This window comes from Parafrankia sp. EAN1pec (genome assembly GCF_000018005.1).
Taxonomy (GTDB): Bacteria; Actinomycetota; Actinomycetes; order Frankiales; family Frankiaceae; genus Parafrankia; species Parafrankia soli.
Map to the genome: position 1 here is coordinate 6,054,416 of NC_009921.1, position 21,717 is coordinate 6,076,132.

General features: G+C 73.2%; 21 protein-coding genes, 1 other RNA gene and 1 pseudogene. 7 read left to right on the top strand and 16 right to left on the bottom strand.

What is annotated here, in order from left to right:
• Positions 1 to 550 precede the first annotated feature (550 nt).
• Complete coding sequence (locus FRANEAN1_RS24785) at positions 551 to 901, top strand: hypothetical protein (RefSeq protein ID WP_041254774.1); 351 nt, start codon at positions 551 to 553, stop codon at positions 899 to 901.
• 45 nt (positions 902 to 946) lie between these two features.
• Here FRANEAN1_RS24785 and der read toward each other — a convergent pair whose 3' ends face one another.
• The 9 genes from der to FRANEAN1_RS24830 all read right to left on the bottom strand — a co-directional run bounded on the left by der (position 947) and on the right by FRANEAN1_RS24830 (position 10,106).
• A complete protein-coding gene (der, locus tag FRANEAN1_RS24790; protein WP_020462532.1) occupies positions 947 to 2,335 on the bottom strand; it encodes a ribosome biogenesis GTPase Der in 1,389 nt (462 codons plus the stop codon).
• A 112-nt stretch (positions 2,336 to 2,447) separates the two neighbouring features.
• Entirely contained in the window at positions 2,448 to 3,434 is a 987-nt protein-coding gene (locus FRANEAN1_RS24795; protein WP_020462533.1) for a lysophospholipid acyltransferase family protein, read from the bottom strand.
• The gene (cmk, locus tag FRANEAN1_RS24800) at positions 3,431 to 4,252 is read right to left on the bottom strand and encodes a (d)CMP kinase (protein WP_041254775.1); all 822 of its coding nucleotides are present in this window, start codon (positions 4,250 to 4,252) and stop codon (positions 3,431 to 3,433) included. Before cmk ends, FRANEAN1_RS24795 begins: the two co-directional genes overlap by 4 nt.
• Before the next feature lie 213 nt (positions 4,253 to 4,465).
• Positions 4,466 to 5,656, bottom strand: coding sequence for a prephenate dehydrogenase (locus FRANEAN1_RS24805; protein ID WP_020462535.1), 1,191 nt, complete (start codon positions 5,654 to 5,656; stop codon positions 4,466 to 4,468).
• On the bottom strand, positions 5,653 to 6,432 hold the full coding sequence (locus FRANEAN1_RS24810; protein ID WP_020462536.1) for a pseudouridine synthase: 780 nt from the start codon (positions 6,430 to 6,432) through the stop codon (positions 5,653 to 5,655). The genes FRANEAN1_RS24805 and FRANEAN1_RS24810 overlap by 4 nt, the downstream gene beginning before the upstream one ends.
• A complete protein-coding gene (scpB, locus tag FRANEAN1_RS24815; RefSeq protein WP_243657612.1) occupies positions 6,429 to 6,998 on the bottom strand; it encodes an SMC-Scp complex subunit ScpB in 570 nt (189 codons plus the stop codon). The genes FRANEAN1_RS24810 and scpB overlap by 4 nt, the downstream gene beginning before the upstream one ends.
• Positions 6,999 to 7,141: 143 nt before the next feature.
• Positions 7,142 to 8,128, bottom strand: a complete 987-nt coding sequence (locus FRANEAN1_RS24820) for a ScpA family protein (protein WP_347177256.1) — start codon at positions 8,126 to 8,128, stop codon at positions 7,142 to 7,144.
• A 184-nt stretch (positions 8,129 to 8,312) separates the two neighbouring features.
• Positions 8,313 to 9,002 carry a M50 family metallopeptidase gene (locus FRANEAN1_RS24825; RefSeq protein ID WP_020462539.1) on the bottom strand — a complete coding sequence of 230 codons (690 nt, stop codon included), beginning with the start codon at positions 9,000 to 9,002 and terminating at the stop codon, positions 8,313 to 8,315.
• Positions 9,003 to 9,116: 114 nt separating this feature from the next.
• Positions 9,117 to 10,106, bottom strand: coding sequence for a ParA family protein (locus FRANEAN1_RS24830; protein WP_020462540.1), 990 nt, complete (start codon positions 10,104 to 10,106; stop codon positions 9,117 to 9,119).
• Between the two features lie 527 nt (positions 10,107 to 10,633).
• Between FRANEAN1_RS24830 and FRANEAN1_RS24835 the strand changes: the two genes are divergently transcribed.
• From FRANEAN1_RS24835 to FRANEAN1_RS41520, 3 genes are all read left to right on the top strand, one after another.
• Positions 10,634 to 11,734, top strand: coding sequence for an S-(hydroxymethyl)mycothiol dehydrogenase (locus tag FRANEAN1_RS24835; RefSeq protein ID WP_020462541.1), 1,101 nt, complete (start codon positions 10,634 to 10,636; stop codon positions 11,732 to 11,734).
• Positions 11,735 to 11,860: 126 nt separating this feature from the next.
• The gene (locus FRANEAN1_RS24840; RefSeq protein WP_020462542.1) at positions 11,861 to 12,508 is read left to right on the top strand and encodes an MBL fold metallo-hydrolase; all 648 of its coding nucleotides are present in this window, start codon (positions 11,861 to 11,863) and stop codon (positions 12,506 to 12,508) included.
• Between the two features lie 187 nt (positions 12,509 to 12,695).
• Entirely contained in the window at positions 12,696 to 12,845 is a 150-nt protein-coding gene (locus FRANEAN1_RS41520) for a hypothetical protein (RefSeq protein WP_157472794.1), read from the top strand.
• Positions 12,846 to 12,939: 94 nt separating this feature from the next.
• On the opposite strand, the gene FRANEAN1_RS24850 is transcribed toward FRANEAN1_RS41520, so the two are convergent.
• Complete coding sequence (locus FRANEAN1_RS24850) at positions 12,940 to 13,461, bottom strand: lipopolysaccharide assembly protein LapA domain-containing protein (RefSeq protein ID WP_020462543.1); 522 nt, start codon at positions 13,459 to 13,461, stop codon at positions 12,940 to 12,942.
• Positions 13,462 to 13,561: 100 nt separating this feature from the next.
• Here FRANEAN1_RS24850 and rnpB point away from each other — a divergent pair.
• An RNA gene (gene rnpB / locus FRANEAN1_RS37720) (RNase P RNA component class A) lies at positions 13,562 to 13,977 on the top strand.
• 445 nt (positions 13,978 to 14,422) lie between these two features.
• Here the strand turns inward: rnpB and FRANEAN1_RS24855 are convergent.
• From FRANEAN1_RS24855 to FRANEAN1_RS24870, 4 genes and pseudogenes are all read right to left on the bottom strand, one after another.
• A complete protein-coding gene (locus tag FRANEAN1_RS24855) occupies positions 14,423 to 15,037 on the bottom strand; it encodes a hypothetical protein (protein ID WP_041254779.1) in 615 nt (204 codons plus the stop codon).
• Entirely contained in the window at positions 15,034 to 15,225 is a 192-nt protein-coding gene (locus FRANEAN1_RS24860; protein WP_041254780.1) for a hypothetical protein, read from the bottom strand. The genes FRANEAN1_RS24855 and FRANEAN1_RS24860 overlap by 4 nt, the downstream gene beginning before the upstream one ends.
• Before the next feature lie 95 nt (positions 15,226 to 15,320).
• A pseudogene (locus tag FRANEAN1_RS24865) lies at positions 15,321 to 16,344 on the bottom strand (ABC transporter substrate-binding protein).
• Positions 16,345 to 16,551: 207 nt separating this feature from the next.
• A complete protein-coding gene (locus tag FRANEAN1_RS24870; RefSeq protein ID WP_041254781.1) occupies positions 16,552 to 17,559 on the bottom strand; it encodes a hypothetical protein in 1,008 nt (335 codons plus the stop codon).
• Between the two features lie 486 nt (positions 17,560 to 18,045).
• Here FRANEAN1_RS24870 and FRANEAN1_RS24875 point away from each other — a divergent pair, with 486 nt between their 5' ends.
• Together FRANEAN1_RS24875 and FRANEAN1_RS37415 are read left to right on the top strand one after the other, a co-directional pair.
• On the top strand, positions 18,046 to 18,681 hold the full coding sequence (locus FRANEAN1_RS24875) for an RNA polymerase sigma factor (protein WP_020462546.1): 636 nt from the start codon (positions 18,046 to 18,048) through the stop codon (positions 18,679 to 18,681).
• Positions 18,678 to 19,676: a hypothetical protein gene (locus tag FRANEAN1_RS37415; RefSeq protein ID WP_020462547.1), complete on the top strand. Its 999-nt coding sequence runs from the start codon at positions 18,678 to 18,680 to the stop codon at positions 19,674 to 19,676. The genes FRANEAN1_RS24875 and FRANEAN1_RS37415 overlap by 4 nt, the downstream gene beginning before the upstream one ends.
• Here FRANEAN1_RS37415 and FRANEAN1_RS24885 read toward each other — a convergent pair.
• Together FRANEAN1_RS24885 and FRANEAN1_RS24890 are read right to left on the bottom strand one after the other, a co-directional pair.
• A complete protein-coding gene (locus tag FRANEAN1_RS24885) occupies positions 19,660 to 20,796 on the bottom strand; it encodes a bifunctional RNase H/acid phosphatase (RefSeq protein ID WP_020462548.1) in 1,137 nt (378 codons plus the stop codon). The genes FRANEAN1_RS37415 and FRANEAN1_RS24885 overlap by 17 nt on opposite strands.
• 169 nt (positions 20,797 to 20,965) lie before the next feature.
• Positions 20,966 to 21,709: a C4-type zinc ribbon domain-containing protein gene (locus FRANEAN1_RS24890; protein ID WP_020462549.1), complete on the bottom strand. Its 744-nt coding sequence runs from the start codon at positions 21,707 to 21,709 to the stop codon at positions 20,966 to 20,968.
• Positions 21,710 to 21,717: the final 8 nt, after the last annotated feature.

The following is a 21,717-nucleotide window of genomic DNA, read 5'->3' on the forward strand; positions in this document are numbered from 1 at the left end:
CGCACCTCGTCGGTGATCGGGCTCACTGGAGCGAGCTCCCGGCGGCGTGAGCCTCGGCCCAGTCCATCGCCGCCTCGATGCTCGGCAGACCCTCGATCCCGCGGTCGCGTCCGCTCGGGTCGGACACCGCCACCCCGACACTGTCGTCCCGACACAAAACGGTTCACCGCCCGCTGGACAGGCAGAAGCCTGGTCAGCGGGCTTTTCGTGCTGTCGGGACCCACCTGGCCGATCCCGATTGAAGGGCTCCGCCTCGTCCCCGTTGGGACCTCGGGACCTGATCCGTCAGGTGCCGCGCCGCTCGGCGGCTCCCCGCTTCCGGGCCACGACGAACCGACGGCACCGGATGCAGGAACGTCACGCTGTCGTCAGCGCGAGGTATGTCCACCCGACTCCCGTTGTTTACGATCAGGCTCCCGACACCTCCTCCTGCATGACTGGATGCATGTCCGGGGTGATGCACTCTGTCGGGAGCGAGCTCATTCCGCAGCCGTGTCTCGATGGCCAGGGACGCCGGCTCAGGCAGGAACCGGCCGACGGGCCCCGGGGGATGAGCTGGGCACGGGTGCTCTGGGACACCGGCCTGCTGCTGCCCGTACTGGACGGTCTGGACGAGATCACCGGGCCGGCCCACGGACAGGCAATCGCCAGTCTCAACGAGGCGCTACGGCCCGGAGTCGGGCTGGCACTCACAGCCCCGCACCAGCCCCCGCATCGGGCCGCGACAACCCCAGCAGGCGGGGCACCCGCTGCGCAGTTGTCCGGTGCGGCCGGTATCGAACTCTGTTCCCTGGACGCCGAGGTGGTCACCGACTACCTGCGGGCCTCAGCAGGCGGCCCAGCCGGCCGTGCCCGATCCCGCCGACATGCGAGGACAGCGCGGCTCAGTCCCGGGGCGTGAGGGGAGCCGTCCGGCACCACACATCCCGAGGCCGCGGGGTGGGGTCTAGCGGTGGCGGTCGGGACGCTCGCGGACCCGGATCGAGATCTCGATGGGCGTGCCGGCGAAGCCGAAGTCCTCGCGCAGTTTGCGCTCCAGGAAACGCCGGTAGGCCGGCTCGAGGAATCCGGTGGTGAACACGACGAAGCGCGGCGGGCGCACCCCGGCCTGGGTCGCGAACAGCACCCGCGGCAGCTTCCCGCCCCGCGACGGCGGCGGCGTGGCCGCCACGACCTCTCCGATCCAGGCGTTGAGGCGGCCGGTCGGGATGCGCGTTCCCCACGAGTCGAGGGACGTCCGCAGCGCCGGGGCGAGCCGGTCGGTGGCGCGGCCGGTGCGGGCCGAGATGTTCACCCGCGGCGCCCAGGCCACCCGGCCCAGCTCGCGGACGATCTCCTGCTCCAGGTCGAGACGGCGCTCGGTGTCGAGCGTGTCCCACTTGTTGAAGGCGAGGACGAGGGCCCGGCCGGCGTCGGTGACCATGCTGATGATCCGCTGGTCCTGCTCGGTGACCGGCTCGTCCGCGGCGAGCAGGACGATCGCGACCTCGGCGGCCTCCAGCGCGGAGGCGGTGCGCAGCGACGAGTAGTACTCGGCGCCGGAGGCCTCCTTCACCCGCCGCCGCAGGCCGGCGGTGTCGATGAACATCCAGGTCTCGCCGCCGACGGTGACGAGCTCGTCCACCGGGTCGCGGGTCGTGCCCGCGACGTCGTGCACCAGCGAGCGCTCGCTGCCGGCCAGTTTGTTGAGCAGGCTGGACTTGCCGACGTTCGGCCGCCCGATCAGCGCCACGCGCCGGGGGCCGTCCTCCTCGGTGAACCGCTCGCGGGGTGCCTCGGGCAGCACCGCGAGGACGGCGTCCAGCAGGTCGCCGCTGCCCCGGCCGTGCAGCGCGGACACCGGGTACGGCTCGCCCAGCCCGAGGCTCCACAGCGCGGCGGCGTCGGCCTCCGCGCGGGCGTCGTCGACCTTGTTCGCGGCGAGGATCACCGGCCGGCCCGACCGGTGCAGCACCCGGGCGACGGCCTCGTCGGCGTCGGTCGCGCCGACGGTGGCGTCGATCACGAACAGCACGCCGTCGGCGGTGTCGAGCGCGGCGCGGGCCTGGTCGGAGACCCGGGCGGCGAGGCCGCGGGCGTCGGGCTCCCAGCCGCCGGTGTCGACGAGGGTGAACCGGCGGCCGTTCCACACCGCGTCGTAGGCGACCCGGTCACGGGTGACGCCGGGGACGTCCTCGACGACGGCCGCGCGGCGGCCCAGGATGCGGTTGACCAGCGTCGACTTGCCCACGTTCGGCCGGCCGACGACGGCGAGGACGGGCTGCCCTCCCGCCAGCGGGAGGGCACCGCCCACAGGGCCGTCGTCGACGGACGCGGCGAGATCTTCGGTGTTCATGACGGCTGCACTCCGCTTGGGCTGGACATCTCGGTGAACTGGCTGCGAGCTGTCCTTCCGCGGACGGCGGACCCGTCCGGCGCACTCGGAACAAACAGCGATCCGGTAGAACTTACTCCGCCGCCGACGAATCCCGGCTCTCGCCGGCACGCACCGTCGCCAGATGATCCGCCAGCCGGACCCGGATGTCCTCCGCCACGGCGGCCAGCGCCCGCCGCGAACGCGGGTTCGCCGGCACCTCCACCTCGAACGGCTTGCCGAACACCACCCGGACCTTCACCGAACGGCGCGGCCACTTGGCGCCCCGGGGCAGCGCGGCACCGGTGTTGATGCAGGCCACGGGAAGGACACGGCAACGCCCGTGCACGGCCAGGTAGGCGATGCCGTGCTGGACGGCGGCCATCTCACCGCTGCCCCGGGTGCCCTCGGGGAACACGCCGATGGCGCCGCCGCGGGAGAGCTCGTCGAGCGCGGTGTGCAGGGCGTCGCGGTCCGGGCGGCCGCGGTTGATCGGGATCTGGCCGACGAACAGCAGCAGCCTGCCCAGGATGCCCTTGTACATCTCGGACTTCACCAGGCACCGCACGGTGCGCGGCGCCTCGATGACGACGAGCGGCCCGTCCATCCAGCTGCTGTGGTTCCCCGCGAAGATCAGAGGCTCGCCATGCGGGACGTTCTCCCAGCCCTCGTGGACCACGTTCATCACCAGGTGGTTGAGGACCTGGCGGACGGGCGGCTTGAGCACGCGGTGGGTGATGTCGTTGAACGGCTTCGACGCGGCACCGCGGTGCGCCGGCGCCCCGGCCGAGGTCGCCGGACGGACCCGCTCGGCCCGGGCCCCGCTCGTCGCCGACTCGACGCCGCTCGGAGCTGGCTCGACGGCCTTCGGCGCCGGCTCGACGGCCTTCGGCGCCGGCTCGACGGCCTTCGGCGCCGGCTCGACTCCGTCAGCGGCCGGAGTCGCCGGAGCCGACTCGACCGCGGCGGGCTCGACCGCGACCGACTCGGCCGCCGCGGGCTCGGCCGGAGCGCCGGTCCCGGCTACCGGCTCGGTCACCGGCCCGTCCGGCGTGTCGAGCCGGCCGTCGGCGGCGGTCATGAGGTCGTAACGAGCACGTGCTCGCCCTGGCGCAGGACCTCGTCCACCACCTCGGGGACCGACAGCGCGCTGGAGTCGAGGACGATCGCGCCCGCGGGAATGGACAGCGGGTCGACCGTGCGCGAGCTGTCGAGGGCGTCACGGCGGTCGAGCTCGGCCAGGGTGCGGGCCACGTCGTCGACGCCCTTCTCCCCCAGCTGCCGGGACCGCCGCAGCGCGCGCACCTCGGTGGACGCGGTGAGGAAGACCTTGACCGGGGCGTCCGGCGCGACGACCGAGCCGATGTCGCGGCCCTCGACCACGATGCCGCCGGCGGCGAGGGCCTCGGCGATGATCTCGCGCTGCTGCGTGACCATCCGGGCCCGCACGGCGGGCACGGCGGCGACCGCGCTCACGGCGTTCGTCACCGCCCGGGTGCGGATCTGCTCGTCGACGTTCACCCCGTCGACGGAGATCGACGGGCGGTCGGGATCCGTGCCGACCGTGAGGACGGTGCGCTCGACGACCTCGGCCACCGCGGCCGGGTCCTCGATGTCGATGCGGCGCTCCAGGGCGACCTGGGTGACCGCCCGGTACATCGCCCCGGTGTCCAGGTAGCGCAGGCCGAGCCGGCGCGCGATCTCCCGGGAGACGGTGCTCTTCCCGGAGCCGCCCGGGCCGTCCACCGCGACCACGAGACCGGCGGGGGCGGCCCCGGCGGTCACCGGGCCCGGTGCGGAGGGCGCCACCGTCGTCCCGGAACCCCCTGTCCTGAAAGCATCGTCGTGGCTGCCGGTGGCCGAAGCCCCCGGCGAAGCGGACCCGTCGTCGGGGCTCACCCGTCTCCTCCGTCCGGACGCGTGTCTGTGCGACCCGCATGTTCCTTCGTCCACGCCAGGCCGGCGGCGTCTCGGACCCGGGCCGACGGCCCGGTCGCGGCCGGGGCGGCGCGGCGCGCCCACCCCGACTGTCTCCGGGCCGGAAGTCCCAGGCTGGTGGTCCCTAGAACACCTGCCGGACGGCCAACCCGGCTCAGGCTACTCGCTGGTCCGTCACGAGCGCCGATATGCCGTCCATCCGGCCCGCGTCAGCCGTTCGACGAGTCCGTCCGCGCCGTCCGGATCGACCGCGATCTCGACGATGCCGGCGGGGGCGTCCAGGCTGTGCTCGAACGGCCCGACGTCCTCGATGTTGACGTCCCACTCGCCGATCACGGCGAACAGCGCCGCGAGCTGGCCGGGACGGTCGTCGAGCACCACACCGACCCAGCCCCACGGAAGTGCCCGGGCACCGGCCTTGCGGGGCAGCAGCGACCGGCCGTGCCGCCCGCCGTGGATCGCCGCCGTGACCGCCTCGACCACCTCGTCACGGGTCCCCTCGGCGAGCACGTCCGCGAGGTGGGTGAACTCCCGCCCCAGCCGGCGCACGCGCTCGGCGATGGGCCCGCGGTTGCCCTCGATGATCGACGCCCACAGGACGGGGTCGCTGTCGGCGAGGCGGGTCGTGTCGCGGAAGCCCTGGCCGGCGAACGGCAGGTCGTGCGAGTCGAGGCCGAGCAGGCTCCCGGCGAGCACGCTCGCCACCAGCTGCGGAACGTGCGAGAGGACGGCCATCGCGGCGTCGTGGCGCTCGGGGGTGGTGCGCACCGGTGTCGCGCCGCAGGCGAGGGCGAGGGCGGCGGTCGCCGCGATCGCGTCCGCGCCGGTGTGGGCCACCGGGCAGACCGCCCACACCCGCTCGGCGAACAGGTCCGCGCGGGCGGACACCGCCCCGTGCCGCTCCCGCCCGGCGATCGGATGGGCCGGGCACCAGGCCCCGAGATCACAGCCGAGCTGGACGGCCTCGACCAGCGGGCGGGTCTTCACGCTGCCGGCGTCGCTGACCGTCGTCGCCAGGCCGCCGCGCTGCAGGTCGCGCAGCTCGGCGGCGACGGTGGGCAGCGGGGTGGCGATCACCGCGTGGTCGACCCGTTCGCCCTGCCATGGCCGGCCGGCGCCCATCGCCTCGGCGAGCTTCACCTGGGCGTCGTCGGAGTCACGCAGGAACACCTCCACGCCGCGCCCGGACAGCGCCAGCCCGATGCTCGTGCCGATCAGCCCGGACCCGACGACGGCCACCCGGCGCAGCTCGGGCAGGTGCGCCGGATCCCACGCGGACGAGCCCCCTGCGGCCGCCTCGACCCCCGGGCGGACGTAGGGCGGCGAGAACCGCCCGGCCGCCGTGGGGGGCTCGCCGGGACTCACAGCCCGGTCGCCTTGTAGAGCGCCCCCACCTCGTGCCGGGTGAGATGGCGGGCGCGGCCGGCCCGCAGCGTGCCGAGCGTCACCGGGCCGAACGAGACCCGGACGAGGCGGTGCACCGGGTGCCCCACGGCCTCCATCATGCGGCGGACCACGTGCTTGCGGCCCTCGTGCAGGGTGAGCTCCATCATGACCCGGGACGCGGCGACGTCGACGATCCGGGCGGCGTCGACCGAGACGGGGCCGTCCTCGAGGGTCACCCCCGAGCGCAGCCGGCGCGGGACGTCGCGGCGGACCGGGCCGCTGATCTCGACCAGGTAGGTCTTCGGCACGCCGAAGGACGGGTGGGTGAGCCGGTGGGCGAGATCGCCGTCGTTGGTGACGAGCAGCAGGCCCTCGCTGTCGCCGTCCAGCCGGCCGACGTGGAACAGGCCGACGGAGCCGAACTCGGTGAGAAAGTCGGCGATGGTCGGCCGGCCGCGGTCGTCGGACATCGCCGACAGCACACCGCGCGGCTTGTTCAGCGCCAGGTGCACCAGCCCGGTGCGGGTGACGACGCGCTCGCCGTCGACCTCGATCACCGCCGTCTCCGGGTCGACCCGACGGCCCTGCTCGCGGACCACCTCGCCGTCGACCCGGACGCGACCGGAGTCGATCAGTTCCTCGTTGTGCCGGCGAGAGCCGATGCCGGCGGAGGCCAGCACCTTCTGCAGGCGGATGCCCTCGGACGCCGGGTCCCGGCGGCGGGTGTCGGGGGACTCGGATTCGGTGCCGTTCATGACGCCACGATGTCATCGACATCGTCCACACCCGGCAGCAGGGGTGCGAGCGGGGGCAGTTCGTCCAGGTCACGCAGGCCCATGCGTTCCAGGAAGTAGTCGGTGGTGCGGTACAGGATGGCTCCCGACTCGTGGTCGTGGCCGCATTCCTCGACGAGGTTGCGGGCGGTGAGGGTACGGATGACGCCGTCGGCCGAGACCCCGCGCACCGCGGAGATCCGGCCGCGGCTGACCGGCTGCTGGTAGGCGACGATCGCCAGCGTCTCCAGCGCGGCCTGGGAGAGGCGGGCGGACTGGCCGGCCAGCACGAAGCGCTCGACCCACGGGGCGCACTCGTCGGCCGTGTACAGCCGCCAGCCCCGACCCACGTGGCGCAGCCGGAAGCCGCGCCCGTCCCGCTCGTACTGTGCCGCGAGCTCGGCGAGCAGCGCCTCGACCCGCCGGGCGGGGATGTCGAGTGCGGTGGCGAACTCGGCCACGCCGACCGGGTTCTCCGCGACGGTCAGCACCGCCTCGACGAGCGCGATGTCGGATGGCCGCTCGCCCGCGGGCGGAGCCGGCGGCACCCGCGGGCCCGGCGACCGGGGCGGAGCCGGCGACCGGGGCGCGGGAACCGCCCCGTTCGTGCCAGCGGGCGCGCCCGTGCCGGTGGGCCCGTCGGTGCCGGCGAAGCCGTCGGCGCCGACTGGCCCGTTGGTGGAATCAGGGGTCACGCGGTCGGTCTCCTCGGTCGCCTCGGCCGGCGGCGGCCGTCGAGCGGATCGTCCTCAGCTCCGGTGCCCTCCCCCGCTCCGGCACCGGCACCCGCACCGGCGGCGGCGGTGTCCCCGGCGGGGGTGAAGGGCTCGTCCGGCTCATCCTCGCCAGAGTAGAGCGAGGCACCGACAGGACGGTCGTCGTCCTCGGGGCGCGCGACCCAGCGGACGATGAGCTCACCGAGCGGGCGCTCCTGCTCGAAGACGATCCGGCCCTCCCGGAACAGCTCCAACAGGGCCAGGAAGCGCGCGACGACCTCGATCGTCTCGGCCAGGCCCGCACACAGCGCGGTGAACGACGCGGCACCCAGCTCCCGCAGCATCCCGATCACCGCGATCATGTGCTCGCGGACGCTGACCCGGGGCAGGTGGACGTGGTCGGTGGCCACCTGCGGGGGGAGCGGCGGCTCACGCAGCCGGGCGGCGAGCGCGGCGAGCTCGGACGGCCCGATGCTGATCTGCACCTCGGGCAGCGCGGCGGCGTAGCGCGGCTCCAGCGGCACCGCCCGCGGGACGAACCTCGACTCCAGCGCCATCATCGCGGTGAAGATCGCGGCGGCCTCCTTGTAGGCCCGGTACTGGAGCAGCCGGGCGAACAGCAGGTCACGGGCCTCCAGCAGGGCGAGGTCCTCGGCCTCGTCGTCGGAGATCGCGCCGGGCAGCAGGCGGGCGGCCTTCAGGTCGAGCAGCGTCGCCGCGATCACCAGGAACTCGGTGGCCTGGCCGAGGTCGAAGTGCTTGCCCAGCCGCCTGATGTGCGCGATGAACTCGTCGGTCACCTGCGACAGCGCCACCTCGGTGACGTCCAGCCGATGCTTGGCGATCAGCGAGAGCAGCAGGTCGAAGGGGCCGGAGAAGTTCTCCAGCTCGACGACGAACGGCTCGGTGCGCCCGCCACGCGCGGTCGGCGCGGCGGCCCCGGCGGGCGCGGCGGCCTTCATCGGCCTGGCGGGTCCGGTGGACCCTGTGGGAGCAGTGGGCCCGTTGGGCGCCGGTTCGTCCGCTGCCGGGCCGAGCACGCCCACACCGGTGGCCGTGTCTGTCCCGGACGAGCTCATACGGCCACGTTACGCCCTGTGACGTATCGTCCCGACGTGCACACCGGCCGCACTCACCTGGGCCCGCCTACGGCAGATCGATCCCGATCAGGGAGCCCAGGCCGCGGATGAGCGGCCAGATCAGCTGACCGATCACCGACGGGAACCCGGGGAACAGCACCGGCAGGATGATCACCGCGAGGAGGATCACCACCCCGACGTTGCCCTCGGTGAGCCGGTAGTTCGCCTTGCGCCAGCCCTCGGACTGCGGGCCGAGTAGGAACAGGATGCGCCCGCCGTCCGTCGGCGGCACCGGGACGAGGCTGAGGATGCACAACGACCCGAAGGTGATCGCCATCCACAGCAGCAGCTCCACCGAGAAGGTGCCGCCGACGATCTCGGCCGCACGGTCCCCAGTGTCGATCACTGCACGCTGCGTGAGCGCGCGTGCGCCGGCGAGCGACGCGAGCGCGAGCAGCGCGTAGGAGAGCGGGCCCGCGAGCAGGGCAGCGGCCACGTGGAAACGGCGCTTGCGCCAGACGTCGTTCATCCGGATCGGCTCCGCCCACCCGGCACCGCCGATGAGCACGCCGACCCAGCTGAACGGGCTGATCCGCTGGGTGCCCACCCCGGCGGTCAGCCGCCCGGAGCGCCTCGGGATCGGGTCACGGGCCAGCCGGGCCGCGAGGATCTGCGCACCGTCGTGGACGACGATGCCGATGACGAAGGCGAGCACGATCCCGAGCAGCGCCGCGGGCTCGGCGAGGTGAAACAGCACGGCTTGTCGTCCGTCCCCGATCCGTCGTCCTAACCTCCAGGACCCGCCGACCGGGTCCCGCTGCCTGCCGGCCCACCGGCTGGCCGACAGGTCAGCCGGGCGGGCCGGCCCGGGTCACCCGACCGCGGGCGGCGTCGCGTAGCGCGCCATCAGTTCCCGGGCCAACCGACGGTATCCGGCCGCACCGACAGATGTCGGCGCGTAGGTCGTGATCGGCTCCCCGGCCACGGTGGTCTCCGGGAACCGTACCGTCCGGTTGATCACCGTGTGGAAGACCTCTTCGGGAAACCGCTCGACGACCCGGGCGAGCACCTCGCGAGCGTGCAGCGTACGAGCGTCGTACATGGTCGCCAGGATGCCCGCGAGCTCCAGGCGGGAGTTCAGCCGCTCGCGCACCTTGTCGATGGTCTGCAGGAGCAGCGCCACCCCGCGCAGCGCGAAGTACTCGCACTCCAACGGGACCATGACGGCGTCGGCGGCCGTCAGGGCGTTGACCGTGAGCAGGCCCAGCGACGGCTGGCAGTCGATGAGGATGACGTCGTAGACGTCCATCACCGGGGCGAGGGTGCGGGCCAGGCTGTGCTCGCGGCCGACCTCGGTGACCAGCAGCACCTCGGCGGCTGACAGGTCGATGTTGCTCGGCAACAGGTCGAGGCCCTCGACCTGGGTCTCGACGATGGTGTCCTGGATGTCGGCGTCGCCGCCGAGCAGCAGATCGTGCACGGTGACCTCGAACTGCATCGGGTTGATGCCCAGGCCCACCGAGAGCGCACCCTGGGGGTCGAAGTCGACGAGCAGCACCCGCCGGCCGTACTCGGCGAGCGCGGCCCCCAGGTTGATCGTGCTCGTGGTCTTGCCCACGCCGCCTTTCTGATTGCACATGGCGACGACCCACGCGGGGCCGTGTGAGGTCAGCGGGGGCGGGACGGGGAACACCGGCATCGGACGCCCGGTAGGACCGGGCTTGCCGACGCCCTCGTCGGGTTCCTCGCCCCCGACCTCAAGCCGGCCGTCCTCGGACAGGCGGGGCTCGCCGACCGTCACCTCACCGTAGTAGCGGCGGCCCGGCGGACCGGTGACCGCGGCGGAGTCGGAACGGACCACGGTGTACCTGCTCCTCACGACTGCTCGGACAGTCCCTGCGCGAATGTCTCTGGTTCAGGTGCCTCTGCTTCGGGTGCCTCAGCTTCGGGTGCGTCTGCATCGGCTGATACCGCGTCAGCTGTTACTGCTTCGGCTGTTACTGCTTCCCGGCGGAGGTCTCCTCCTGTGACGAGCAGAAACGGACCGGTTGGAGCGTACCGACCCGGACCCGGTATCGGCGGCCTCGGGGCCCGCCAGTCGGCGTGTCGCGTTCCTCGCCTCATGTGTGACTCGAACTTCGGTGCCCACCCGGCGCGTTTCGCGGTGATATCTGCGGTACTTCATCTTGCGCTCCATGTACCCGTCGCGCACGCCGGCGCGCACCCGGCGCGCAACCGGCGCCGCCGGGCCGGACGTCGCGGACACAGAGCCGCTCCTCCGCCCCACCGGCTCCGGTTGCGCGACGACATTGCGGTGAGATGACGGTCGGGTGTTGGCTGACGTCCAGGTGAGTCGGTGATGACACGGCGATGGTGAAAGGGAGTGCCATGACGGATGGCCCGCAGGCAGTGACGGTGGAGGCGGTCGTCGCGGTCGAGAAGGGCGCGCCGGTGGCGCTGACGCGGATCATCGTGCCGCCGCCGGGCCCCGGGGAGGCCCGGGTCCGGGTGCAGGCGTGCGGGGTGTGCCACACCGACCTGCACTACCGCGAGGGCGCGATCAACGACGACTACCCGTTCCTACTCGGCCACGAGGCGGCCGGGACGGTCGAGTCCGTCGGCGATGGGGTCACCTCGGTCGTCCCGGGTGACTACGTGGTGCTGGCCTGGCGGGCGCCGTGCGGGACGTGCCGGTCGTGCCTGCGCGGGGCGCCCTGGTACTGCTTCGACTCCCGCAACGCCGTCAACCCGATGACGCTGCAGGACGGCACCCCGCTCTCCCCCGCTCTGGGCATCGGCGCCTTCACGCCGCTGACACTCGTGGCCGCCGGGCAGTGCGTCAAGGTCGACCCGGCCGTTCCGCCGCAGGCGGCGGGCCTGATCGGCTGTGGGGTCATGGCCGGCTTCGGCGCCGCGGTGAACACCGGACGGGTAACCCGCGGCGAGACGGTCGCCGTCTTCGGCTGCGGCGGGGTCGGCGACGCGGCCATCGCCGGCGCGTCGGTCGCCGGCGCGCGCCGGATCATCGCCGTCGATGTGGACGACCGCAAGCTCGAGTGGGCCCGCGGGTTCGGCGCGACCCATGTCGTGAACTCCCGGAACGAGGACCCGGTGGAGGCCGTGCGGGCGCTGACCGACGGCAACGGGGCGGACGTCGTGATCGAGGCGGTCGGCCGCCCCGAGACCTACCGGCAGGCATTCTTCTCCCGCGACCTGGCCGGACGGCTGGTGCTCGTCGGCGTGCCCGACCCGTCGATGACCGTCGAGCTGCCGCTCATCGAGGTGTTCAGCCGCGGCGGCTCGCTGGCGTCGTCCTGGTACGGCGACTGCCTCCCGACCAGGGATTTCCCGATCATCATCGACCTGCACCGCGGTGGCCGGCTCGACCTGGCCGCGTTCGTCACCGAGACGGTCGGCATCGGGGACGTCGAGCGGGCCTTCGAGCGGATGCGGCGCGGTGACGTGCTGCGCAGCGTGGTCCTGATCTGAGCGCCCTCCCGTTCCGGTGAATCCGGACGGGTACAGCGGGCCGACGAAGTGCCTCAGGGGCAGGCCGGACGGGTACGGTCGTGCCGGGTCGGCCGGTGCACGAACCGGCGCGGAGAGGAGTTTCCTGTGGCGGTCAGCGGCGGTCAGCGGATCGATCGGGTGATCACCCGCGGTGACTTCACCCTCGACGGCCAGTCGTTCACCGTCGACAACAACGTGTGGCTCGTCGGCGACGAGCAGTCGGTGGTCGTCGTCGACGCGGCCCACGACCCGTCCGTCATCGAGGCCGCGGTGGACGGCCGGCGGGTGTCCCTGATCATCGCGACGCACGGCCACAACGACCACATCAACGCGGCTGCCGAGCTGGCCGACCGGGTGCGCGCCCCGATCGCGCTACACCCGGCCGACGCGGTGCTGTGGCGGCAGGTCTACCCCGAGCGCGGGCCGGACGAGGCGCTGCGCGACGGCCAGGTGATCCCGATCCCGGGCGGTTCCCTGCGCGTGCTGCACACCCCCGGCCACTCCCCGGGCGGCGTCAGCCTGTTCGGGGAGATCAACGGAGACCCCGTGCTGTTCAGCGGGGACACCCTGTTCCGCGGCGGCCCGGGGGCGACCGGCCGGTCGTTCTCCGACTTCCCGACCATCCTGGGCTCCATCCGGGCGAAACTGCTCACCCTGCCCTCCGGGACGGTCGTGCACACCGGCCACGGCGACGACACGACCATCGGTGAGGAAGCCGTGGACTACGACGACTGGGTGCTCCGCGGCCACTGAGCTATTCCGGTGCGGCGATCACCGTGAAGCCGTCGGCGGCGCGTTCGAAACAACCCGCGTTTGAACGTGAAGGCGGCGCGCCTGTCGTGCGGTACGCGGTGTGCGGGGCCGGCCGTTCCCGCGGGATTTCCCGCCGAGATCCGAGGCGGGATCAGAGCCGATCAGAGTCGGGATCAGATCAGCGTTCGTGCGCCGCATTCGCCGGGCTGATCGCCTTCGTATTCGCCCGGGCATCGGCGGTAACGAACCACCGGCCGAGGCGAAGGCGAAGTCCGCGAAACCCGGACAGATCATGATGACCGGCGCGACCGGCCGGCAGAACCAGCGGATCGGCTGATCCGTGCACCCGGCCCGGTTCACCCGGTCGAGCTCGATCTGTCGGGTGAGGCGGGCCGGGTGGCGGCGCGGAAGGGTCAGCCGGCTCGGGCGGCTCAGGCGGCTCGGTCCTCCCGGCGGAGCTGGCGCAGCTGCCGGCGCAGCCTGATCTGTGGGATCACGCCGATCAGAAGCCCGACCAGCAGCCCCGCGGCGGCGGAGGCGGCCAGCGCGGCGGCCACCGACATCACCTGGGTCGACCCGAACAGCCAGATGCTCACCCGCTGGTCGTTCTTCACCACGAACACGATGACCGCGATGGCGATCAGCAGCACCAGCACGGTGATCGCGTAGGTCGAGTAGGCGACGCCCCGGCGGGCGGCCCGGCCTGCCCCGCGACCGGTGGGCCCGGTACCGGTGCCTGGCGCGCCGGGAACCGCTCCGGGCGCTGCCGGCGGAACGGCGCCGGACGCTGGCGGCGCCGGCGGGACCGCGCCGGCCGGCGGGTACGAGCCCGGGACGGAGGTCGGCGGGCCTCCGACCGGAACGCCCGCGGCCGGCCCGGAGGCCACCGGACGCGGCTGCTCGCCCCCGCCACCTGGCTGCTGTGGTGCCGTCATCGCCCGCCCCCTACCCATCGGTACCTGTCGGGCCGCGCGGTAGAGAGTCGCTCCCCCGGCCGCCTCACCCCGTGCCCGAAGTCTAGGACGGCCGGTGCCATATGCTGAGCAGCGCGGACGAGTTGGCCGGACGGTCGCGTCGGTACCGGGGCGCGAGCCCGGGTGCCGCCGAGGAACGTCCGGGCTCCACAGGGCGGGGTGGTGGGTAACGCCCACCCGGGGTGACCCGCGGGACAGTGCCACAGAGAACAGACCGCCGGTGCCGTCATGGCGCCGGTAAGGGTGAAACGGTGCGGTAAGAGCGCACCAGCGCCCGGGGTGACCCGGGCGGCTAGGTAAACCCCACCCGGAGCAAGGCCAAGAGGCCCCGGCCGGTCACGGTCGCGGGCTGCGCAGGCGTCCGAGGGCTGCTCGCCCGAGCCTGCGGGTAGGCCGCTGGAGGCCGTCGGCAACGGCGGTCCTAGATAGATGACCGTCACCGGCAAGCCGCGAGGCGACCCGGAACAGAACCCGGCGTACAGGCCAACTCGTCCGCGCTACCAGCGTAAACACCCGGATCACCCGCCCTACCAGGGCGTTTGACATTGCTACATCTTTCGTGCCCTTATGCTGCCTCTCGACTGTCACGGTCCAGAGACGGTCCAGAGATCAAGAACGGCCACCCGATCGGGTGGCCGTTCGTCGTTCCATCTCAGGGCGCCGCCTACGGCCCCCGGAACGGCCACGGCCCGCCGGCGGCGGCCGGCGGGTCGATGGTCCCGCCCGGGTGTGCGGTTTTTGCCGGCTCCGCCCCGGACGGAGGGCCACCCCCGGCGCCGAGGTGACGCCGTCGGCGCCGGGGGCAACGTCTCTGGGCCGCCGGTCCCGGGGTGGGGCAGCGGGGCCGGCGGTCGAGGCGGGGCACCGTCGGCCACACAGTCGCCACTCCGGAAGGGCCCGGCGGCACCCCGACTTGACTTTTTACCCCAGGGCGGGCTGGTCAAACCCCCACCCCGGAGCTGGTCCGGAGCGCGGGGTTGAACAGTTCCGGCCGGTCGATCCGCAGCAGCGCGAACTTGGCCCGGTTCCGGTGCGCGGCGGTCGCCCGCATCTCCGGCGTGCCGAGGATCTGCGACACCGCGATCCGCCGGCGGGCGTCACGCGCCCTGGCGGACAGGTCACTCCGGGGAGACCCGGTGCTCGTCGAGCGAACGTTCATGATGGCGGCTCCTTCATAGGCGGCGAACACGGCGGGCCCGTACTCGCGTAGGTCGATCTCCAGCCGGCGGACGGTCGGCAGCTTCCCGCCGGAGCGGCGGTACCCGCCCGACGGGGGCGGCGGGTCCGACCGGATGATCCGGCCGGAGAACGACTGGGCACTGATCGCCCCGTCGCGGATAAGCTCGAGCACCGCGCCGGCCAGCGCCCGGTACCCGTCGGCCACCCCCGGCACCGGCGGGTCCTCCGCCAGCCCTGGCGGCAGGCCGAGCGCGGCCAGGACCTCGAGCCGGCCGTCGAGGTCCGGCACATGCCGGCGGATCGTGGCGGCGGCGTGCTGCTGCACCACGGCCGCCGTCGAGGTCGGGGTGAGGTCGTAGCTCACGGTGTCCTTCATGCGGCGTTCCTCTCGGCCTCGGCGGACACCGCGGCGTCGAGCAGGGCGCCGTGGTGCTCGCCCCGACACCGGCACGTGCACCCGCGCGGCCCGCTCCCGGCGAGCAGGCACCCGACGGTGCACAGACCGGTGTCGAGCAGGGTCCGGGCGGTCGTCGGGGTGACGATCAGGATGGTCGTGGTGGTCATGAGGCGGCCTCGGGTGCAACGTCGGGTCGGCACTCGTGGCAGAGCCCGAACATGATGCCCCTGTCCTCAGGCCGGCCGGCGCGGACCCCGGACGGTCAGCCGGCGGTGCCGTCGGCGCAGAGGCGGGGGCGGGTGACCTGGAACGCGGTCCCGGTGAGATTGATCTGGACGAAGGCATAGCAGTTGAGCGGCTGCGTGCTGTTGGTGGTCAGGTTGACGGGTTCGATCAGGCCGCCCGCGTCGTAGCCGGTGACCTTCCGCAGCGCGCCGATGAAGCCCTCGCGGGTGGGGCAGTCGCCGGCCAGGTCGAGCCCACGCAGGAACATGTCGCTGTAGACGTACGCATGCAGGGCGAACTGCTGGTCGGGCTCGACGGTTTCCGGTGCGTAGCGGTCGCAGGTTCGCCGCGCGGGCGGCCTGCACGACGTCGGCCATGTCCTCAGGGGTCGTGAAACCGATCAGCGCGTCGGCGCCGGCAGCGGCCAGCTCCCGAACCACCCTGGCCGGGCTGTCGCTGCCGCGGGCGTAGGAGATGGCATCGGTCGAGGTCAGCCCGATCGACTGGAACGCGGTCTTGTACCACGTGACGGCACCCACCGTGGACGCCGGAGTTCCCGTGGTCAGGATGCCGACCCTGCTGCCGCCGTTGGCCTGAACGTAGCGGCCGACGGTCTCAGGGGAAGCCTCGTACATGTCGGAGAACAGGTTCGGGTATTCGGCCCAGGACTGCAGACCGAAGCCGACGACAGGAACCTTTTGCGCCGCAAGGCTTTCCAGCGAGCTACCGAGAGCGGTGGTGACCGTCACGAGACCGAAGACCCCTTCGTCCCGGAGAAGTTCCTCGGTGACGGTGGCGCTCTGGGCGAGCGTGTTCGTGTCGTCACGCCACTCGTAGACAACCTTGCCGCCGTGTATCCCGCCCTCAGCATTGACCAGGCCGATTCTGGCGTCCACTCCGGACCGGGCCGAGGCGATCGCGGTGCTTCCCATGCCCGACTCGGAGTACACCAGACCGAGCTTCACCTGGTCGGACGTCACCCCGGGGCTGGCGCAGGCGGCTCGTGGGCTCCCGGCACTCGGACCCGGGGAGCAGCTCGTCAACCCGGCGACAACGACCACAGCCGTGAGCCCCGACAGCGTCCTGACGCGACCTAAACCAACACTTTCCTCCGCGGAAGACAAACTGGGGATGGCGTTCTACGGTGCGGCGAGCCACGCCGTCCATTCCTCAGAAATTATACTCCGTCTAAATTATCGATCTAATTCAACCGAAAAGGAGGCATAGTCGGAACACGCAAAGGAAGGTTGTGAGTACAGAACGCAGGGTCAGGTAGTAAGACGGGGCGACCGCCAGGTCCGGAGACGTTCGTCGAGGTCGTCGAGGAGGGAGTGCCATCCGAGGTAGCCGCGGGCCTCGCCGACGAACCGCTCGGCGCGCCCGCCGATGACGATGCTCGGGCGGTGGCGGGAGATGTTCAGCGCCTCGTCGACCAGCTCGACGGCGTGGTCGAGGTCCCGCCGCTTGGCCGCTGCGGTGGCCGCGGCGATCCGGGTCATCGAGCGGAGCCCGGTGGCGCCTACGGCGTCCAGGTGGTGGATCGCCGCGTCGGTGTAGACGCTCGCCGCGCCCGGCATACCGAGCTCGACGTACGCGGCCGCCGACAGCTCTGACAGCGTCAGCACGTGCAGCGTGTCGATCGAGAACCCGGGGCGGCCGAGCTGTTCGGCGCTCAGTGTTCCCGCGATGCTCCAGGCCCGGCCGACCGCCTCGTGCACCGCCCACCGGTCACCGAGAGTGCCGTGCGCTCGAGCCTCGATGGCGGCGGCGCGGGCCGCGGCCGGGCTCCCGCGGCCGACCAGGGCAGCTCCCGACGCGGCGAGCGCGACCGCGTCCGCCGGCCGGCCGGCCTTGCGCGTCAGCGACGACTGCCACAGCCGCACCCAGCACATCAGCTCCTCGTCGCGGGCCTCGGCCGCGTGCACGAATGCCTCCTCGAAGGCGAGGACGGCGCCGGGCAGGTCGCCGAGGTCGTGCCGGGTGGCTGCCCAGAGGGCGACGAGCCGGCCGGCGGCCCGGTGCAGCCGCAGCCGCGTCGCCTGCGGAACGACGTCACGCTGCAGCAGCGAGCGGACGACGGGGAGGTGACGGCGCAGGTGGACGGCGGTCGCCCCGATCGGGGCCCGCTCGTAACCCGCGGTGAGCTGGGCGACCCTGTCGTCGAGGTGGTCGAGCACATCGCTGGACGGGCTCATGCCGCCGCCTCGCGGGACGAGGAGGTCCAGCGGGAACAGGACGCCGACCGCGATGAGTCGACGCCGTGAGGTGGCGTCCATCGATTGCGTCCTCCGCTGTTTCCTCCACCGGCTCCGCTGGATCCACCGAGTGGCACGGTGGCGGGCGTCTGATGTGTCCGAGGTGGCGTGACCCGGGACGGCGTCATCCGAGGTGGTGCTGTCCGAGGTGGTGCTGTCCGAGGTGTGATGGTCCAAGGCCCCCGTGCTTGGCGCATGTCCCGAATCCTGCGAGCCCGGAGGCATTCCGTCACCCTCAGGTACCACGCAAGGACACAGATCGGCCTCACAGCCGTACGCACACGTGTCCGACCGCTCCGTCCCTGCTGGTCCCGGCCCAGAACGTTCGGTCCCGGCAGGCCGTTCGGTCCCGGCAGGCCGTTCGGTCCCGGCAGGCTCGGTCCCGGCCGTGGACGGTTCGCGGGAACCGGATCGGCGCGGCGGACCAATACGTAATGTGAACAGACACCCACCCGGAAACCCGGCGGCGAATTCCGGCATCAGCGACGACCGAGCTGGTGAGGCGGCATGACGGTGATCCCGACCGACGCCGACCTGCTCGTGCGGTCCGTGCGTGAGCCCGAGGTCTTTGCCGACCTCTTCGAGCGCCACGGTGACCGGGTGCACCGGTACCTGGCCCGGCGGGCCGGGCCGGACCTCGCCGAGGACCTGGTCTCCGACACCTTCGTCGCCGCCTTCGAGCAGCGTTCCCGGTTCGACCCGACGCGCGGGCCGGACGGCGCGCTGCCCTGGCTGCTGGGCATCGCGACCAGGATCTTGCAGGGCCACCGGCGGGCCGAGGCCCGGCGCTGGCGGGTGTTGGAGCGGGCGCTGCCCGACCGGCCAGAGCCCGCGGCGGCGGACCGGGTCGCGGACCGCGTCGACGCGAACGCCGCCGTCCAGTCCCTGGTCCGCGCGCTCGCCGAGCTCCCCGACGGCGAGCGGGACGCGCTGCTGCTCCTGGCCTGGGGAGACCTGCGGTACGAGGAGATCGCGACCGCCCTCGCCGTGCCCGTCGGCACCGTCCGGTCGCGCATCCACCGGGCCCGCAACCGGCTGCGCGCCGCGCTGGCCGACGACCGGCCGGCCGCCGATCCGCCGGCCGCCAGGTCGGCCCCGACCCGCTCCGACTTCCGTCCTTTTCTGGAGAGTGAGCCATCATGACCGACGACCTCGACCTGCTGACGCGGCTCGGCGCAGACGTGCCGCCGCTTTCGGCGGAGGGCCGGGCCCGGGTCCGGGCACGGCTGCTCGCAGGCGCGGCCGGGACCGCGAACGCGCCCACGCACGCTGAATCGAACGCGGTAATGGGAGCGGACTGCACGCGTCCGCCGCGCCTGGATGTCCTGGAGCGGGTCGACGACCCGGGCACGCCGCCGCGGCGCCGGCGTCGCGCGCTGCGTCTCGGTGTGGTCGGGGCGGCCGCGGCCGCCGTGTCGCTGACCGCCGCGCTGGTGCTGCCGGGATCGGCATCCCCCGCCTACGCGCTGAGCGAGGAGCCGGACGGGACGGTGAAGGTCCAGATCAACGAGTTCCGCCAGGCCAAGCAGCTGGAGGCCGACCTGCGGGCGGCCGGGATCAACGCGGTCGTCGACTTCGTCCCGATCGGCCAGACCTGCCAGCAGCTGCGTGGCGGCGGTGCACCCCCGGCGGGCAGTGACGTCGCGCCGCCGGCGGAGGGTGGTGTCTCGAACGGCGGCCAACCCCCGGATTCCGCACCCGGCGCGGTGGCCGAGGGCGCCGATCCGGCCGGGACCGGCGCCGCCGAGCGGGGAGCGGTCGGCGGCGACCCGAACGGATCCGGCGCGCGGGACCGGAACGGGCAGGACCCGAGCGGGCAGACCCAGGCGGGAGCCCCGGCCGAAGCCGGAGAAGAGCCCGCCGTCCTGACCGTCGGCGCCGGGCCGGAGGAGTCGACCGCGTTCGAGGTCACCCGGGGTGCGCTCAAGCCCGGCCAATCACTGGTGATCGTCGGCAGCTACGACGAGGCGGACCCGAGCCGCCCGGGCACGATCTCCTCGGCCGTCGTCGAAGGCCAGGTCGCGCCGTGCGCCCCGGTCCGCGTCGGCGGGGCGGGGGCGCAGCCCGGGCTCGGCAACGGGGTCGCTCCCAGCGGTGCCCCGGGTGGCGCACCCGGCGGCACTACTCGCCGGGAATGACCAGATGGGCGACGTGGTGGGTGTCGTTGAAGCCCCGCAGCACCGCGGGTCCGTCGGAGTACCAGTCGACGGTGGTGATCGACACCAGGTCCAGGTGCAGCCGGTAGAGCACGGTCGGCTCGGCGGCGAGCGCGAGCTGGGTGAGCCCCTTGATCGGGGTCACGTGCGAGACCACGAGGACGCGCCCGGCGGGATACTGGGCCATGATCCGGTCGCGGGCCGCCGCGACACGGGCGCCCGTGCTCAGCAGGCTCTCCCCGCCCGGCGGCGGCACCGCCGGGTCGGCGAGCCAGGCGTTCAGCTCGTCCGGGAAGCGCTCGCGGACCTCGGCGAACGTCATCCCCTCCCACGCGCCGAAGTCGGTCTCCCGCAGGTCCTCGTCGATCAGGTAGTCGCGGCCCAGCGCGTCCGCGGTCTGGCGGGCGCGCTTGAGCGGCGAGCTGATCACGGCGTCGAACGGCTCGCCGCGCAGCCGGTCCGCAGCGGCGGCGGCCTGCTCCAGCCCGAGGTCGGTGAGTGAGGCCTCCACGGTTCCGCTGAACCGCTTCTCCACCGACAGCGGCGTCTGGCCGTGACGGAGCAGGACCGTCGTGGTCGGCGGAGCGGGCGGGGCCATCCAGCCGGAGAGCCGGTTCGTGGTGGGCGCCTGGTGCGGCAGCGGGTCGGGCGACTGCGGGACGGAGGGTTCCCAGGACCGGCCGGCGGCGGCGGCGTCCATCGCCTCGTTCGCCAGCCGGTCGGCGTCGCCGTTGCGGGCCCGGGGCACCCAGACGAACCGGACCCGCCCGAGCCCAGCGGCGATCTCGGCGGCCTGGGCCGCCAGCGGGCGCATCGACGGGTGCTTGATCTTCCAACGGCCGCTCATCTGCTCGACGACGAGCTTGGAGTCCATCCGGACCTCGATGTCGGCGCCCGGGTCGAGCTCCGCGGCGGCCCGCAGGCCGGCGAGCAGGCCCTCGTACTCGGCGACGTTGTTGGTGGCCGTGCCGATCGAGGCGGCCCGCTCGGCCAGCACCTGGCCGGTGCCGGCGTCCCGGACGAGGGCGCCGTACCCGGCGGGCCCGGGATTGCCGCGGGATCCTCCGTCGGCCTCGACGACCAGTCTGCGCCCAGCGCTCATGCCGCCACTCCCCTCTGCTCGTCCGGCTCCCGCGAGTCTGCTCGGCCGGCTCCCGCGAGGGGCTCGCCCACCCCTCGGAGGGGAGTCACCCCTCGGGGGGATAGAAGACTTTACCGGCCGCTCGGCGATGTGGACAGCGGACGGCCGGACGCGTGATGTCAGCGGGTGGTCACAGCCCGGACTCGGCCGTCCTGACCAGGATGCGGCGGCACTCCTCGCACCGCACGACCTCGTCGGCCGGGGCGGCGGCCACGGCGCGCAGGTCCCCGCCGGAGAGCTCCAGGTGGCATCCCTGGCAACGGCGGCGGACCAGCGCGGCGGCGCCCACCCCGGCGGAGGAGCTGCGGACCCGCTCGTACAGGACGACCAGCGGCTCGGGCAGGACCGGCGCGAGGGCGTCACGCTCGGCGCGGCACTTCGCCGCCTCGGTGTCGATCTCGCCGAACTGCTCGTCGCGCCGCTCCTCGGCGGCCCGGCGCTCGGCGGCGACCCGCTCCTGCTCGGCGACCAGGCCGGCCAGCCGGCTCTCCAGCGCGTCGACGGCCTCCATGCGTTCGAGGGCCTCGTCCTCGAGGACGCCCTGCCGGCGGGCCAGCGAGGCGAGCTCGGCCTGCAGGTTCTCCAGCTCGCGCGGGTTGGCGACCTGACCGGACTCGAGCCGGGCGCGGTCGCGGTCGGCGCGACCGCGGACGAGCTCGATCTCGTTCTCGAGCTTCTGCTGGGCACGGCCGATGTCGGCGATTTCCGTCCGTACCCGGACGATGTCCGAGTCGAGCCGGTCGAGGGCCTCGGAACGCTCGGCGATGGTGGCGAGCTCAGGCAGGCCGCGGCGGCGCACGGCGAGCCGGTCGAGCGCGGTGTCCAGCGCCTGGAGGTCGAGGAGGCGAAGCTGGGTTGCGGGATCGGCCTTCATGGACTCCT

Bases quoted from the DNA above. Each gene is read 5' to 3' on its own strand.
- FRANEAN1_RS24785 (WP_041254774.1), top strand. From the start codon at position 551: ATGAGCTGGGCACGGGTGCTCTGGGACACCGGCCTGCTGCTGCCCGTA.
- der (WP_020462532.1), bottom strand. From the start codon at position 2,335: ATGAACACCGAAGATCTCGCCGCGTCCGTCGACGACGGCCCTGTGGGC.
- FRANEAN1_RS24795 (WP_020462533.1), bottom strand. From the start codon at position 3,434: ATGACCGCCGCCGACGGCCGGCTCGACACGCCGGACGGGCCGGTGACC.
- FRANEAN1_RS24810 (WP_020462536.1), bottom strand. From the start codon at position 6,432: ATGAACGGCACCGAATCCGAGTCCCCCGACACCCGCCGCCGGGACCCG.
- FRANEAN1_RS24820 (WP_347177256.1), bottom strand. From the start codon at position 8,128: ATGAAGGCCGCCGCGCCCGCCGGGGCCGCCGCGCCGACCGCGCGTGGC.
- FRANEAN1_RS24835 (WP_020462541.1), top strand. From the start codon at position 10,634: ATGACGGATGGCCCGCAGGCAGTGACGGTGGAGGCGGTCGTCGCGGTC.
- FRANEAN1_RS24850 (WP_020462543.1), bottom strand. From the start codon at position 13,461: ATGGGTAGGGGGCGGGCGATGACGGCACCACAGCAGCCAGGTGGCGGG.
- FRANEAN1_RS24855 (WP_041254779.1), bottom strand. From the start codon at position 15,037: ATGAAGGACACCGTGAGCTACGACCTCACCCCGACCTCGACGGCGGCC.
- FRANEAN1_RS24860 (WP_041254780.1), bottom strand. From the start codon at position 15,225: ATGACCACCACGACCATCCTGATCGTCACCCCGACGACCGCCCGGACC.
- FRANEAN1_RS24870 (WP_041254781.1), bottom strand. From the start codon at position 17,559: ATGGACGCCACCTCACGGCGTCGACTCATCGCGGTCGGCGTCCTGTTC.
- FRANEAN1_RS24875 (WP_020462546.1), top strand. From the start codon at position 18,046: ATGACGGTGATCCCGACCGACGCCGACCTGCTCGTGCGGTCCGTGCGT.
- FRANEAN1_RS37415 (WP_020462547.1), top strand. From the start codon at position 18,678: ATGACCGACGACCTCGACCTGCTGACGCGGCTCGGCGCAGACGTGCCG.
- FRANEAN1_RS24885 (WP_020462548.1), bottom strand. From the start codon at position 20,796: ATGAGCGCTGGGCGCAGACTGGTCGTCGAGGCCGACGGAGGATCCCGC.
- FRANEAN1_RS24890 (WP_020462549.1), bottom strand. From the start codon at position 21,709: ATGAAGGCCGATCCCGCAACCCAGCTTCGCCTCCTCGACCTCCAGGCG.